Source organism: Pseudomonas sp. REST10, from assembly GCF_029542605.1.
Taxonomy (GTDB): domain Bacteria; phylum Pseudomonadota; class Gammaproteobacteria; order Pseudomonadales; family Pseudomonadaceae; genus Aquipseudomonas; species Aquipseudomonas khazarica.
In genome coordinates, this window is record NZ_CP035677.1 from 1,207,650 (window position 1) to 1,222,397 (window position 14,748).

Annotated in this window: 13 protein-coding genes; 10 read left to right on the forward strand and 3 right to left on the reverse strand. The window is 66.0% G+C overall.

Annotated elements, in window-relative coordinates; translation table 11 throughout:
- The first annotated feature begins 6 nt into the window (after nt 1–6).
- Genes rng through tldD form a run of 4 tightly spaced genes read left to right on the forward strand, consistent with a single transcriptional unit; the run spans nt 7 to nt 7,646 of the window.
- Nucleotides 7–1,464, forward strand: coding sequence for a ribonuclease G (rng, locus tag EWH21_RS05525; protein ID WP_037046445.1), 1,458 nt, complete (start codon nt 7–9; stop codon nt 1,462–1,464).
- A 17-nt stretch (nt 1,465–1,481) separates the two neighbouring features.
- Nucleotides 1,482–5,303, forward strand: coding sequence for a YhdP family protein (locus EWH21_RS05530; RefSeq protein ID WP_277700000.1), 3,822 nt, complete (start codon nt 1,482–1,484; stop codon nt 5,301–5,303).
- A 49-nt stretch (nt 5,304–5,352) separates the two neighbouring features.
- On the forward strand, nt 5,353–6,201 hold the full coding sequence (locus EWH21_RS05535; protein WP_277700001.1) for a carbon-nitrogen hydrolase family protein: 849 nt from the start codon (nt 5,353–5,355) through the stop codon (nt 6,199–6,201).
- Between the two features lie 2 nt (nt 6,202–6,203).
- Nucleotides 6,204–7,646, forward strand: a complete 1,443-nt coding sequence (gene tldD, locus EWH21_RS05540) for a metalloprotease TldD (RefSeq protein WP_037046460.1) — start codon at nt 6,204–6,206, stop codon at nt 7,644–7,646.
- Nucleotides 7,647–7,657: 11 nt separating this feature from the next.
- Here tldD and yjgA read toward each other — a convergent pair whose 3' ends face one another.
- A complete protein-coding gene (gene yjgA / locus EWH21_RS05545) occupies nt 7,658–8,176 on the reverse strand; it encodes a ribosome biogenesis factor YjgA (protein WP_277700002.1) in 519 nt (172 codons plus the stop codon).
- 131 nt (nt 8,177–8,307) lie between these two features.
- Between yjgA and pmbA the strand changes: the two genes are divergently transcribed.
- The 6 genes from pmbA (at nt 8,308) to EWH21_RS05575 (ending at nt 13,569) form a co-directional block, all read left to right on the forward strand.
- Nucleotides 8,308–9,654 (forward strand): metalloprotease PmbA, encoded by a 1,347-nt coding sequence (gene pmbA, locus EWH21_RS05550; protein ID WP_277700003.1) that lies wholly within the window; start codon nt 8,308–8,310, stop codon nt 9,652–9,654.
- Nucleotides 9,655–9,790: 136 nt separating this feature from the next.
- The gene (locus EWH21_RS05555; RefSeq protein WP_037046475.1) at nt 9,791–10,183 is read left to right on the forward strand and encodes a hypothetical protein; all 393 of its coding nucleotides are present in this window, start codon (nt 9,791–9,793) and stop codon (nt 10,181–10,183) included.
- Nucleotide 10,184: 1 nt separating this feature from the next.
- Nucleotides 10,185–11,564: a class II fumarate hydratase FumC gene (gene fumC / locus EWH21_RS05560; protein ID WP_277700593.1), complete on the forward strand. Its 1,380-nt coding sequence runs from the start codon at nt 10,185–10,187 to the stop codon at nt 11,562–11,564.
- Nucleotides 11,565–11,593: 29 nt separating this feature from the next.
- On the forward strand, nt 11,594–12,031 hold the full coding sequence (locus EWH21_RS05565) for a tetratricopeptide repeat protein (protein WP_052178244.1): 438 nt from the start codon (nt 11,594–11,596) through the stop codon (nt 12,029–12,031).
- 12 nt (nt 12,032–12,043) lie between these two features.
- Nucleotides 12,044–12,655: a superoxide dismutase gene (locus EWH21_RS05570; protein ID WP_047586943.1), complete on the forward strand. Its 612-nt coding sequence runs from the start codon at nt 12,044–12,046 to the stop codon at nt 12,653–12,655.
- Nucleotides 12,656–12,669: 14 nt separating this feature from the next.
- A complete protein-coding gene (locus tag EWH21_RS05575; RefSeq protein WP_256663067.1) occupies nt 12,670–13,569 on the forward strand; it encodes a ZIP family metal transporter in 900 nt (299 codons plus the stop codon).
- 32 nt (nt 13,570–13,601) lie between these two features.
- On the opposite strand, the gene EWH21_RS05580 is transcribed toward EWH21_RS05575, so the two are convergent.
- Together EWH21_RS05580 and rapZ are read right to left on the reverse strand one after the other, a co-directional pair.
- A complete protein-coding gene (locus EWH21_RS05580; RefSeq protein WP_037046487.1) occupies nt 13,602–13,874 on the reverse strand; it encodes an HPr family phosphocarrier protein in 273 nt (90 codons plus the stop codon).
- A 14-nt stretch (nt 13,875–13,888) separates the two neighbouring features.
- Entirely contained in the window at nt 13,889–14,746 is an 858-nt protein-coding gene (gene rapZ, locus EWH21_RS05585) for an RNase adapter RapZ (RefSeq protein ID WP_047586945.1), read from the reverse strand.
- Nucleotides 14,747–14,748 lie beyond the last annotated feature (2 nt).

The following is a 14,748-nucleotide window of genomic DNA, read 5'->3' on the forward strand; positions in this document are numbered from 1 at the left end:
GGATGCATGAGCGAAGAGATTCTGATCAACATCACGCCGATGGAATCGCGTGTGGCCGTAGTGGAAAACGGTGTGCTGCAGGAAGTGCACGTCGAGCGTACGCAGAAGCGTGGCATCGTCGGCAACATCTACAAGGGCAAGGTGGTGCGCGTGCTGCCCGGCATGCAGGCGGCCTTCGTCGACATCGGCCTGGAACGTGCCGCGTTCATCCATGCCTCGGAGATCTCCACCCGCGAGGGCGCCGCGATCGAGCCGATCAGCGCGCTGGTGCACGAAGGCCAGAGCCTGGTGGTGCAGGTGACCAAGGACCCGATCGGCAGCAAGGGCGCGCGCCTGACCACCCAGCTGTCGATTCCGTCGCGCTACCTGGTGTACATGCCGCGCACCAGCCACGTCGGCATTTCCCTGAAGATCGAGGACGAAGCCGAGCGCGACCGTCTCAAGCAGGTGGTGGCCGACTGCGTGGCCGCCGAGGGAATCGAGGAGGCCGGTGGCTTCATTCTGCGCACGGCTGCCGAGGGGGCCGGTGCCGACGAGATTCTCATCGACATCCGCTACCTGCGGCGCCTGTGGGATCAGATTTCCGCGCAGGTGCAGACCGCCAAGGCGCCTTCGGTGATCTACGAGGACCTGTCGCTGGCACTGCGCACGCTGCGCGACCTGGTCAGCCCGCGTACCGAGAAGATTCGCGTGGACTCGCGCGAGACCTTCCAGAAGATCACTCAGTTCGTCGCCGAGCTGATGCCGGAGATCGCCGACCGCCTGGAGCATTACCCCGGCGAGCGGCCGATCTTCGACCTGTATGGCGTCGAAGACGAGATCCAGCGGGCGCTCGAGCGCAAGGTGCCGCTGAAGTCCGGCGGCTATCTGGTGGTCGACCCCGCCGAGGCGATGAGCACCATCGACGTCAATACCGGCGCCTTCGTCGGCCATCGCACCCTCGAAGAGACCATCTTCAAGACCAACCTGGAAGCGGCCACGGCCATCGCCCGCCAGCTGCGCCTGCGCAACCTGGGCGGGATCATCATCATCGACTTCATCGACATGGAGGACGAGGAGCACCAGCGCCAGGTGCTGCGCACCCTGGAGAAGCAGCTGGAGCGCGATCACGCCAAGACCAACATCATCGGCATCACCGAGCTGGGCCTGGTGCAGATGACCCGCAAGCGTACCCGCGAGAGCCTCGAGCAGATTCTCTGCGAGCCGTGCAGCGCCTGCCAGGGGCGCGGCAAGTTGAAGACTCCCGAGACCATCTGCTACGAGATCTTCCGCGAGATCCTGCGCGAGGCGCGGGCCTACCAGGCGGAAAGCTACCGGGTGCTGGCGAACCAGAAGGTCGTCGACCGCCTGCTCGATGAAGAGTCGGGCAACGTCGCCGATCTCGAAGCCTTCATCGGCCGCACCATCAAGTTCCAGGTGGAAACCATGTATTCCCAGGAACAGTACGATGTGGTGCTGCTCTGAGCGCCGCGAGCGCTGAGGTGAACGGCCTGGTGCGCCTGTTCACCACCTTGCTGCGCTGGGGGCTGGGTGTCCTTGCCGCGCTGCTGGTGCTGGCGGCGCTGTACGTCAGCCTGGGGCGCGAGCTGGTGCCGCTGGTGGCCGAGTACCGCCTCGAACTGGAGGACAAGGCCAGCGCGCAGCTGGGCGTGCCCGTGCGTATCGGCCGGCTCGAAGGGCGCTGGCAGGGGTTCTCCCCGGTGCTGCTGGCGCACGACGTGCGCCTGGGCGCAGAGGACGACGGGCTGAGCCTGGAGCGCGTACAACTGGTGCCCGATGTGCTGGCCAGCCTGCTGGCACGCCAGCCCCGCATCGCCCACCTGCAATTCGACGGTTTGCAGCTGAACCTGCAGCAGGACGGCGAGGGGCGCTGGCATCTGCAGGGTTGGCCACAGCGCGGCGAGCGGCAGATGGATGTCGAGCAGCTGTTGCGACAGTTGCAGGCGGTGCGGCGGGTCAGCCTGTTCGACAGTCGCGTGGTGCTGCAGCCGCTCGATCAGGAACCGTTGCTGCTCAGCTACGTCAATCTGAGCCTGAGCTACGGCAGCAGCCGGCAGCGCCTCGACGGGCGCCTGCTGCTCCCCGACGGCCAGCCGGTTGCCCTGCGGCTGCGCACGCGCATGCAGCCCGAGACCTGGCGCGAGACGGAGTCCGAGCTCTACCTGAGCCTGCCGCAGAGCGACTGGGCAACGTGGTTGCCCAAGTCGCTGCTGGGCGACTGGCAGGTGCAGCGTCTGCAGGCCGGTGGCGAGCTCTGGCTGCAAGGGCGCGGCCTGGCCCTTGATAAAGCTGCGCTGCGCCTGCATGCGCCCGAGCTGCTGGGCGGTCGGGTCAAGCGTGAAGCCGTGACCCTCAAGGACCTGGCCTTCAACGCCTTCTTCGAACACGACGAGCAGGGCATGCGCGGGCAGATCGACTCCCTGGCCATGACCCATGGCGAGCAGCGCATCGGCGAGTTGCACCTGAACCTGAAACAACTCGATGGCGGCGAGACCGACGAGCGCTGGGCGCTGACGGCTGACCGTCTCGACCTGGCGGCCTGGGCGCCGCTGGTGCAGGCGCTGGCGCCCATGCCCGACGCGGCCCACGACGCCCTGGTCGCGCTGGCGCCCGTCGGCGTGGTCAACAACCTGTTGCTCGACTACTACCCGCAGCACCAAGGTGCGGAGCGCCTGCGCTTCGCTGCCAATCTGCAGCAGGTGGGCGTCCAGGCCTACCACGGCGCGCCGGCTGCCGAAAATGTCAGCGGCAGCGTCTCTGGCAACCTGTTCAAAGGCGAGTTGCGCCTGAACAGCGAGAACTTTGCCCTGCACCTGAATGAACTGTTTCCCAAACCCTGGCGCTATCGCCATGCCCAGGCCCGCCTGAGCTGGGACTGGAGCGAAGCCGGCCTGACCCTGTACAGCCCCTACATGCGTGTCGACGGCGAGGAAGGGCAGGTTGCGGGTGACATGCTGATCCGCCTGCTGAGCGATCCCGAGGCCGAGGACTACATGGACCTGCGTGTCGGTTTGCGCGACGGCGATGCGGCCTTCACCGAGAAGTACCTGCCGAGTCTCTCGCCGGGCATGAGCCCGGAACTCGATCATTGGCTGAAGACGGCGATCCGTGCCGGCCACGTCGAGGAGGGCTACTTCCAGTATCAGGGCTCGCTGCACAAGGGTGCACCGCTGGCGGCGCGCAGCCTCAGCCTGTTCTTCAAGGTCAGGGATGCCGAGCTGGCTTTCCAGCCTGGCTGGCCATCGCTGCGTGACGGCGCAGGCGAAGTGCTGATCGAGGACGATGCCGTGCGGGTGCGCCTGCAGCAGGGGCGCCTGCTCGACAGTCAGGTCGCGGACGTGGCCGCCAATATCCCGCTGCGGCATGACGGCAAGGCGCCGCACCTGTACCTCGAAGGCGACGTGCAGAGCAGCCTGAGCGATGCCATCAAGCTGCTGCAGGAAGCGCCTCTGGGCACCTCGCAGATCTTCGCCGGCTGGCAGGGCGAGGGGCCGCTGGCCGGACGCCTGAAGCTGGATATCCCGTTGCACAAGGGGGATGCCCCGGTCGTGGTGGTGGACTTCGCCACCGAAGGCGCGCGTCTCAAGCTGCCCAACCCGGACCTGCAGCTGAGCAAGGTGAAGGGCGCGTTTCGTTTCGACAGTGCGGCGGGCCTCAGCTCGCCCGACGTGCGTGGCGAGGTGTTCGGGCGCCAGGTGCGCGGCAAGATCAGCGCCGAGGGCACGCGCGGTCAGGCCAGAACCCTGTTCGATCTGCGCGGGCAGGTGCAGGTCGACACCCTCAACAAATGGTTGAATGGTCCGCAGGCACTGCCTGTCAGCGGCCTGCTGCCCTATCGCCTGCGCCTGACGCTGGATGGCGACGACAGCCAGCTGCGCGTCGATTCCAACCTGCTCGGGGTGAATGTGGCGCTGCCCGCGCCCTTCGGCAAGGGCGCCGAGCAAGAGGCCTATGCCGACTGGCGCATGACGCTGTCCGGCAAGGAGCGCCGCTACTGGGCCGACTATCGTGGGCTGGCCAGCCTGAACCTGGCAGCGCCGCCGACGGCACTGGCCGAGGGACGTGGCGAGCTGATGCTGGGCGGGGAGCCCGCCCGGCTGCCCACCAGCCAGGGCCTGCGTGTGCGTGGTCGCCTGGCCGAGCTGGACCTGGATGCCTGGAAACAGTTCATCGCGGATCACCCGCTGAAGGTGGACGCTGACAGCCAGCGCCTGTTCCGCAGCGCCCAGCTGGATATCGGCCGTTTCAAGGGCTTCGGCCAGGAAGTCGAGCAGCTCGCCGTCGGTCTCGAGCGAGAATCTCAGGGCTGGGCGCTGCAGCTCGACAGCGCATTGGCGAGCGGACGGGTGGTGCTGGCGGACGCCGAGGGCGTACCCATCCAGGTCGACTTGCAGCATGTGAGCCTGCCAGCCCCAGCCGTCGATACGCTGACAACCGACGACGCCCCGGACCCTCTGGCGGGCGTCGACCCCCGGCAGATTCCGGCGCTGGATATCAGGATCGACCGCGTACAGCGGGGGGACAAGGTGCTGGGGGCCTGGTCGCTGAAGGTGCGGCCTGAGGCGCAGGGGGTTCGCTTCGACGATCTCGACCTCGACCTGCGCGGGCTGAAGATCGGTGGCAGCGCCGGCTGGCGTGGCACGCCAGGCAACCTCCAGAGCTGGTACAAGGGGCGCCTGCACGGCGATGACCTTGGCAAGGTGCTCAAGGCCTGGGATTTCGCGCCGAGCGTCACCAGCGAGAGTTTCCGGGTGGATGCCGATGGCAACTGGCCGGGCTCGCCGGCGTGGTTCTCCCTCAAGCGCTTCTCCGGCAACCTCGACCCGTCGCTGCGCAGCGGCCAGTTCGTCGAGGTGCAGGGTTCGGCGCAGGCCTTGCGGGTGTTCGGCTTGCTCAACTTCAATTCGATCGGCCGCCGCCTGCGTCTGGATTTCTCCGACCTGCTGGGCAAGGGCCTCAGCTACGACCGGGTCAAGGGCAACCTGCAGGCGACCAATGGCCTGTTCGTCACGCAGGAGCCCATCACCCTGACAGGGCCCTCGAGCAACCTGGAACTCAATGGCAACCTGGACATGCGCAACGAGCGCATCGACGCCAAATTGCTGGTGACCCTGCCGGTGACCAACAACCTGCCGCTGGCGGCGTTGATCGTCGGTGCGCCGGCCATCGGCGGTGCACTGTTCGTGGTGGACAAGCTGCTGGGCGACAAGGTGGCGCGTTTCGCCAGCGTGCAGTACGACGTCGACGGCCCGCTGCAGGATCCCAAGATCAGCTTCGACAAACCCTTCGAAAAACCGCAATGAAGCGCCGCCTTGGCGTACGCTGTCAGCACCGGAGGCAATGAGCGCAGCCATGAATCTTGCCGTGATACAGATGGTCAGCCAGGCAGAAGTGCGGGCCAACCTCGCGCAGGCTAGGCGTTTGCTGGAGCGTGCCGCACAAGGTGGTGCGCGCCTTGCCGTGCTGCCGGAAAACTTCGCGGCCATGGGCCGGCGCGACCTGGCCGCCATCGGGCGTGCCGAGGCCATGGGCGAGGGACCGATTCTGCCCTGGTTGAAACAGACCGCCCGTGACCTCAGCTTATGGATAGTGGCCGGTACGCTGCCGTTGCCACCGGATGACGACCGCGACGGCAAGCCACGGGCCTGTTCGTTGCTGGTCGATGAACAGGGTGAGCGCGCCGCACGCTATGACAAGCTGCACCTGTTCGATGTCGACGTGGCGGACAATCGTGGTCGCTATCGCGAATCGGACGATTTCGCCCATGGCGAGCAGGTGGTGGTGGTCGACACGCCGGTCGGTCGGCTCGGGCTGACGGTATGCTATGACCTGCGTTTCCCCGAGCTGTATGGCGCACTGCGTGAAGCCGGAGCCGAGCTGATCAGCGTGCCGGCGGCATTCACCGCGGTGACCGGCGCGGCCCACTGGCAGGTGCTGACCCGTGCCCGCGCCATCGAGACCCAGTGCTACCTGCTGGCGGCTGGCCAGGGCGGGGAACACCCCGGGCCACGCTGGACGTTCGGTCATTCGGCCATCATCGACCCCTGGGGGGGCGTGCTGGTCGAGCAGGATCAGGGCGAAGCCGCCTTGCTGGCTTCACGCGATGGCGCCGAGCAGGCGGCCATTCGCCAACGCATGCCGGTGCAGCAGCACCGCCGTCTTTTTTCATCGGGCGTCGCACGCCCGATCGTTGTGGAGTGACCATGAATACGATGTTGCAATCCGTCAGCGAGCACCTGCTCGCCCCAGGTGACCTGACTCTGGATAGCCTCGGCTCGGTGCTGGGTGAGGTCGCCGGGCCGGGCATCGACGCGGCTGATCTGTATTTCCAGAGCCAGGTATCCGAGTCCTGGGTGCTGGAGGACGGGATCGTCAAGGAGGGCAGCTTCAATCTCGATCAGGGCGTCGGCGTGCGTGCGCAGTCGGGCGAGAAGACCGGCTTCGCCTACAGCAACGCGATCAGCCTCGATGCGCTGCAGCAGGCGGCACGTGCGGCGCGCTCGATCTCGCGCGCCGGTCAGCAGGGGCGCGTGCAGGCCTTCGTCAGCCCGCAGGTGACCCAGCTGTATGCCCAGGACAATCCGCTGGATGTCATCGGCCGGGCCGAGAAGGTCGAGTTGCTGCAACGCATCGACCGCGCCACGCGTGCGCTGGACCCGCGCATCAAGCAGGTGACCGTGAGCCTGGCCGGGGTCTGGGACCGCATCCTGGTGGCGGCCCATGATGGCAGCCTGAGCGCCGACATCCGCCCGCTGGTGCGTTTCAACGTCAGTGTCATCGTCGAGCAGAACGGCCGCCGTGAGCGTGGCGGGCATGGTGGTGGCGGACGCACCGACTACCGCTATTTCCTCAGCGAGGATCGCGCCATGGGCTATGCCCGTGAGGCGCTGCGCCAGGCGCTGGTCAACCTGGAAGCCGTTGCCGCGCCTGCCGGGACCCTGCCGGTGGTGATGGGCGCGGGCTGGTCGGGCGTGCTGCTGCACGAAGCGGTAGGCCATGGCCTGGAAGGCGACTTCAACCGCAAGGGCAGCTCGGCGTACAGCGGCAAGGTGGGCGAGAAGGTCGCGTCCAGCCTGTGCACCATCGTCGACGACGGCACCCTGGCCGAACGTCGCGGCTCGCTCAGCGTCGATGACGAAGGCACGCCGACGCAGTGCACCACGCTGATCGAGAACGGCGTGCTCAAGGGCTACATGCAGGACAAGCTCAACGCCCGCCTGATGGGCGTCGCCGCCACCGGTAACGGCCGGCGTGAGTCCTACGCGCATCTGCCGATGCCGCGCATGACCAACACCTACATGCTGGCCGGCGAGAGCGATCCGGAAGAAATCATCCGTTCGGTGAAGAAGGGCATCTATTGCGCCAACCTGGGCGGTGGCCAGGTGGACATCACCAGTGGCAAGTTCGTGTTCTCCACCAGCGAGGCCTACCTGATCGAGGACGGCAAGATCACTGCGCCGGTCAAGGGCGCCACCTTGATCGGCAATGGGCCGGAAGCCATGAGCCGCGTGTCCATGGTCGGCAACGACCTGGCCCTGGACAGCGGTGTCGGCACCTGTGGCAAGGACGGCCAGTCGGTGCCGGTAGGCGTTGGTCAGCCGACGCTGAAGATCGATGCGATCACGGTCGGCGGTACCGGTGCCTAGAGGGTGCGAGGTCAGCGCAGGCCGCGCTGGATCTCGTCGAGTTCACGGATGTACTTGAACACCTTGCGTGCGGCCGCCGGCGGCTTGTTGCGCGCGGCCTCGTGCTGGGCATGACGTATCAGGCCGCGCAGGTGCTGGCGGTCCGCGTCGGGGTAGTGCTCGAAAAAGCTTTCCAGGGCGCTGTCGCCTTCGCCGATCAGGCGGTCGCGCCAGCGCTCGAGGGCGTGAAAGCGCTCGTTGTATTCACGGGTGGAGGTGTCCACCTGGTCGATCATGGCGAGGATCGCCTCGACATCCTGTTCACGCATCAGCTTGCCGATGAACTGGATGTGGCGTTTGCGCGCCGCGTTGGCCGTATGCTTCGGCGCTTCGGCCAGTGCCCGGCGCAGGGCGTCGGTCAGCGGCATCTTGGCCAGCAGGTCGGGTTTGAGCGTGGTCAGTCGCTCGCCGAGTTCCTGCAGGGCATGCAGTTCGCGCTTGACCTGGGATTTGCTCTTCTCCAGGGAGAAGTCGTCGAAAGAATCAGACATGGGGCGGGTCCAGATGGAAACGCCGCCATGATAACAGCAGCTGCGAGCTTCAAGCTTCAAGCGAAAAACGGGTTCGGCGTTTTTCTTGTAGCGGGGAGCTTGTAGCTTGAAGCTGCTTTTTAGGAGTCGTTATGAGTGAGTTAGAACAGATCGGGCCGCAGGCCTTGCCAGAGCTGCAGCAGCAGGTCGAGAGCATTCTTGCCGAGGCGGCGCGCCAGGGTGCCAGTGCGTGCGAAGTGGCGGTCTCGATCGGCCAGGGACTGTCGACCACGGTGCGTCAGCGCGAAGTGGAAACCGTGGAGTTCAACCGCGACCAGGGCTTCGGCATCACCCTGTACGTCGGCCAGCGCAAGGGCTCGGCCAGTACCTCGGCGACCGGCCTCGACGCCGTTCGCGAGACGGTGGCGGCGGCGCTGGCGATCGCCAGGCACGCGTCCGAAGACGAATGCGCCGGCCTGGCCGACGCGGCGCTGATGGCGCGCGAGTTGCCGGAACTGGACCTCTATCACCCCTGGGCGATCAGCCCGGAGCAGGCGGTGGAGCAGGCGCTGGCGTGCGAAGCGGCGGCCTTCGCTGCTGACCCGCGCATCCGCAACGCCGATGGCACCAGCCTCAACACCCATCAGGGCTGCCGCGTGTACGGCAACAGCCATGGCTTCATCGGCGGTTACGCCAGCACCCGGCACAGCCTGAGCTGCGTGATGATCGCCGAGGGCGAAGGGCAGATGCAGCGTGACTACTGGTACGACGTCAACCGCCAGGGCGAGTTGCTGGCCGACGCCGCCGGTATCGGCCAGCGCGCGGCGCAACGTGCCGTCAGCCGCCTGGGCGCACGCCCCGTGCCGACATGCGAAGTGCCGGTGCTGTTCGCAGCGGAGCTCGCCGGGGGGCTGTTCAGTCACCTGCTGGCAGCGATCTCCGGTGGCAACCTCTACCGTCACTCGTCCTTCCTGGAAGGGGCGCTCGGTCAGCGCCTGTTCCCTGAGTGGCTGAGCCTCGACGAACGTCCGCACCTGCCGCGAGCGCTGGGCAGCGCCGCGTTCGATGGCGATGGCCTGGCCACCTATGCCAAGCCGTTCGTGGACAAGGGCGAGCTGGTGTCCTACGTGCTCGGCACCTACTCCGGCCGCAAGCTGGGCCTGCCCAGCACGGCCAACTCGGGGGGCGTGCACAACCTGTTCGTCACTCATGGCGACGAGGACCAGCAGGCGTTGACCCGGCGCATGGGACGCGGGCTGCTCGTGACCGAGCTGATGGGGCAGGGGCTCAACCTGGTGACTGGCGATTATTCGCGTGGCGCCGCCGGTTTCTGGATCGAGAACGGCGAGATCCAGTTTCCGGTGCAGGAAGTCACCATCGCCGGCAATCTGCGCGACATGTTCGCCCAGATCGTCGCGGTCGGCAGCGATCTGGAGCGCCGTGGCAACATCTGCACCGGCTCGGTACTGATCGAGCGGATGACGGTCGCCGGCAGCTGATCCCCAGGCCGACCGCCGCGTCGGCCTCTCTCCTTGCGCGCCCGCTGCACGGCGCGCTGCTAAGCCCACACGGATTGCGTGTTGATTATCTCATGATAATGGGAATAAATATCATTACGCAATCTGGTGGGCCTCTATGCACAATCCCTACTCCTCGCTCTGTCTCGACTGCTGGCACTGGCAAGGTCTGCGCATTCGCTGCGCGCTGCTGCCGGACGACCCGCGCCTGTTCGATTTCCACGAGGCGCAGGGGCGTCAGCTGGTCGCGCAGGGGCGCCTGGACGCCTGGCGGATGTGGTGGCACCTGGCGCAGTTGCTGCTCGACAGCGCTGCCGATCCGGCATTGCCCTGGCATTGGCGCAGCCAGTGCCTGGACCGTGCCTGGCGCCCCCTCTACGCCCTGCAGATGCTCGCCAGTGATCGCCGCCGCCTGCTGCGCCTGGATGCATTGCGCAGCCGCCTGGCTCACCTGCGCCTGGCGCCATCGCTTTCCTACGACGAATCAGCTGAGGGACCATCCCATGCTTGAAATGACTGCTAGCACCCGAATCGAACGCGACAGCATGGGGGAGTTGGCCGTACCCGGTGGCGCGCTCTATGGCGCACAGACGCAGCGCGCGGTGAACAACTTCCCGATCTCCGGGCAGCGTATGCCGGTCGCTTTCGTGCGTGCACTGATCCTGGCCAAGGCGGCTGCGGCGCGGGCCAACGTCGAGTTGCAGCAGCTCGATGCGCCGATGGGCGATGCCATTGTCAGCGCCTGCCAGCAACTGCTCGACGGCGATTTCATGGCGCATTTCCCGGTGGACGTGTTCCAGACCGGCTCTGGCACCAGCTCCAACATGAACGCCAACGAGGTGATCGCCACCCTGGCCAGCGACCTGCTGGGCGATGCGGTCAGTGCCAACGATCACGTCAATTGCGGGCAGAGCAGCAATGACATCATTCCCACGACCATTCACGTCAGCGCTGCCATCGAGCTGCATGAGCGCCTGCTGCCGGCGCTTGGCCACCTGCTGCAGGCGCTGTGCGAGAAGTCGCTGGAAGTGCGCCCTTACGTGAAGACAGGGCGTACCCATCTGATGGACGCCATGCCGGTGCGCATGAGCCAGGTGCTCGACGGCTGGGCGCAGCAGATCCAGGCCAATATCGAGCACCTGCGTCATCTGCAACCCTCCCTGCAGGCACTGGCCCAGGGCGGTACGGCAGTGGGCACCGGGGTCAACGCGCACCCGCGTTTTGCCGAGCAGTTCTGCCAGGAGCTGAGCACCCTGAGTGGTCTGCCTTTCACCACCGGCACCAACTTCTTCGCCCTGATCGGTTCGCAGGACACCGCCGTTGCCGTCTCCGGTCAGCTGAAGACGGTAGCGGTGTCGCTGATGAAGATCGCCAACGACCTGCGCTGGATGAATTCGGGGCCTCTGGCCGGCCTGGCCGAGATCGAGCTGGAGGCCCTGCAGCCTGGCTCATCGATCATGCCGGGCAAGGTCAATCCGGTGATCCCGGAAGCGACCGCGATGGTGGCGGCGCAGGTGATCGGCAATGACGCGGCCATCGCCATCGCCGGCCAGTCCGGCAACTTCGAGCTCAACGTGATGCTACCGCTGGTGGCCGACAACCTGCTGTCGAGCATGCAGTTGCTGAGCAATGCCAGCCGCCTGCTGGCCGACCGGGCGATCAGCAGCTTCAAGGTCAACCAGCCGAAGCTCAGGGAGGCGCTGGAGCGCAACCCGATACTGGTTACCGTGCTCAACCCGCTGATCGGCTACCTCAAGGCCGCGGAGATCGCCAAGCAGGCCTACCGCGAACAGCGACCGATCATCGATGTGGCGCTGGAGCACACCGAGCTGAGCCGTCAGCAACTCGAGCATCTGCTCGACCCGGAGAAACTCACCGCAGGCGGTCTGTAAATCCACTGGCGAGCAGCCGGGAGGTAACCATGGAGCACTGGAAACATATCATCGAAGCGGGCAACCGCTGCTTTCGGGACGGCGACTGGGTGCAGGCCCGTGAACTCTATCTGCAAGCCCTGGCCGAGGCTCAGGTGCTGTTCGGGCGCTGGCACGAGCACAACATGGCAGTGGCCGCGTTCGTGATCTCGCACCACAACCTGGCCGATCTGCATCTGACGCTGGGCCAGCCGGAGGAGGCGGCGGAGAACCTCTGCGCCAGCCATGAACGCCTGTTGCAGACCCTGGGCGACGCGCAGCAGCCTCAGGCACTGCGGGATATCGCCATGCATCACAGCCGGCGTACCTACATCGAACTGCTGCAGTTCATCGCCGAGCACGGCGCATTCCCGCGTACCGACCGCCTGCTGGGGGCGCCGAGCAGGCGCCAGCAGCACCTGGCCTGCAATGGCCGTCACTGTCACTGAAGGATGACGTCAATGCCTTATCAGCTTCCGCCGCTCGCCTACGCCTACGATGCCCTGGAACCGCATATCGATGCGCAGACCATGGAGATTCACCACACTAAGCATCATCAGACCTATATCAACAACCTCAACGCGGCGCTGCAAGGTACGGCGTATGCCGAGCAGGACGTCGAGCAGTTGCTGCGTCAAGTCAGCGAGCTGCCGCAGAGCCTGCAGGGCGCGGTGATCAACCAGGGGGGTGGCCACGCCAATCACAGCCTGTTCTGGCAGGTGATGTCGCCCAGCGGAGGCGGCGTGCCCGAGGGGGAACTGGCGTTGGCGATCGATACCGAACTGGGTGGTTTCGCGGCATTCAAGGAGGCCTTCACGCAGGCGGCGCTGAGTCGTTTCGGCAGTGGCTGGGCCTGGCTCAGCGTGACGCCGCAGCGCAGGTTACTGGTCGAGAGCAGCGCCAATCAGGACAGTCCGCTGATGCACGGCAACACGCCGATTCTCGGGCTGGACGTCTGGGAGCACGCCTACTACCTGCGTTACCAGAACCGCCGGCCGGAATACATTGGTGCCTTCTACAACGTCATCGACTGGGCGGAAGTGGCGAGTCGATTCCGACGGGCGTCGAGCTGAGGATGCGCCTGGTGATGCTGCGGCGAACCTTGCTGAGCCCCTCGGCAGCGGCCAACGGACGAGTACTGCGTTATCTGCTGGGTGGGGCCATCCTGTTCAGCGGTGCGTTGCTGCTGTTCATCCAGTCGACCGCGCTGCTCGATCCGCACGCGCAGCCACGCTTGATGGATGCCTTGCAGGGCGGGCTGTTGTGCGCGCTCGGCACCGCGTCAGGCGCGCTGCCGGTATTGTTCATGCGCGAGTTGTCCCAGCGCTGGCGTGACCGTCTGCTCGGCTTCGGTGCCGGGGTCATGCTTGCGGCGGCAGTGTTCTCTCTGTTGATACCGGCGCTGGACGTGGCGCGCACGCAAGGGTTCGGCCCCTGGTCGGCTGGCGCGCTGGGCAGTGCTGGCCTGCTGCTGGGCGCGGCTGGGTTGCTCGGTTTGGCGCGTTTGCTGGACGCGCGGCAGTGCCTGCCGGATACGCAGGCCGGTCTGACGCCGGGCGTGCTGTTGTTCGTCATCGCCATCATGCTGCACAACGTGCCGGAAGGCATGGCTGTCGGTGTGGCTGTCGGGGCCGGACTGAGCGGCGCCGAGGGCCTGGTGATCGGTATCGCCCTGCAGGACGTGCCGGAGGGACTGATCGTCGCCCTGGTGCTGGCCAGTGCCGGTATGGGGCGGGGTAGGGCGGTGCTGATCGGCGCGGCGTCCGGGCTGGTCGAGCCGCTGTTCGCGGTGCTCTGCGCCTGGGTGGTGAGCCTGTCGCAGTTACTGTTGCCTTGGGGGTTGGCGCTGGCTGCGGGGGCCATGCTGGTCGCCGTGACTCACGAAGTCATTCCCGAGTCGCACGGCAACGGTTATCGCGGCGATGCCAGTCTGGCACTGGCGATGGGCTTCTGCCTGATGATGGTGCTGGATACGGCCCTGGCCTAGAACTGAAGAGCCGGGTGCAACTGGTCGCGGACTTATTCGCCTTCCTCGAAGTAGTTCTCGATCAGGCCGACTAGGGCTTCCATCGCTTGCAGCTCCTGTTCGCCTTCGGTCGACAGGTGCACATCGGTGCCCTTGCCGGCCGCGAGCATCATCACAGCCATGATGCTCTTGCCATCGACCAGGCTCTCGGGGCTTCTGCCAATGCGTACCTGGCAGGGGTAGGTCGTGGCCACGCCAACGAACTTGGCCGCAGCACGTGCGTGCAGGCCGAGCTTGTTGATGATGGTGATATCGCGTGCTGGCATCGCGGCGGGGCTCCTTAGCTGAGGTCGCGGTGACGCACCTGGACGTTCTTCAGTTTCTCTTTCAGTGCCTGGCTCAGGCGACTGGCCAGGTAGACCGAACGGTGGTGACCGCCGGTGCAGCCGATGGCGACGGTCACGTAGGCCCGGTTGCTGGCGGCGAAGCGGGGCAGCCACTTGTCCAGATAGACGAGAATGTCCTGATACATTTCTTCCACTTCCGGTTGCGCCGCCAGGTAGTCGATCACGGGCTGGTCGAGGCCGGAGTAGTCGCGTAATTCGGGTTTCCAGTATGGATTGGGCAGGCAGCGGGCATCGAACACCAGGTCGGCGTCCACCGGCATGCCGCGCTTGAAGCCGAAGGACTCGACCAGAAATGCCGTGCCAGTCTGCTCCTGGCCCAGCAGGCGGAGCTTGAGGGCGTCGCGCAACTGGTACAGATTCAGGCGTGTGGTGTCGATCCTCAGGTCGGCGCGATCGGTGATCGGTGCCAGCAACTGGCTTTCGTAGGCGATCGCCTCGGCCAGCGAGCGGTTGTCATTGGTCAGCGGGTGGCGCCGGCGGGTTTCCGAGAAGCGCTTGAGCAGGGTGTCGTCTTCGGCATCGAGATAGAGCACGTCGCAGCGAATGTTGCGCTGGCGCACTTCGTCGAGCAGCTCGGGAAAACGCTTGAGCTGGCTCAGCAGGTTACGTGCATCGATGGATACCGCAACCTGTGGCAGGAGCATGTCGCTGTGCGGCAGAAAGCGTTCGGCGAGATCAGGCAGGAGGCCGGCTGGCAGGTTGTCGATGCAATAGAAGCCGTTGTCCTCAAGGACATCGAGGGCGGTGCTCTTGCCCGAGCCCGAGCGACCGCTGACGATGATCAGGCGCATGC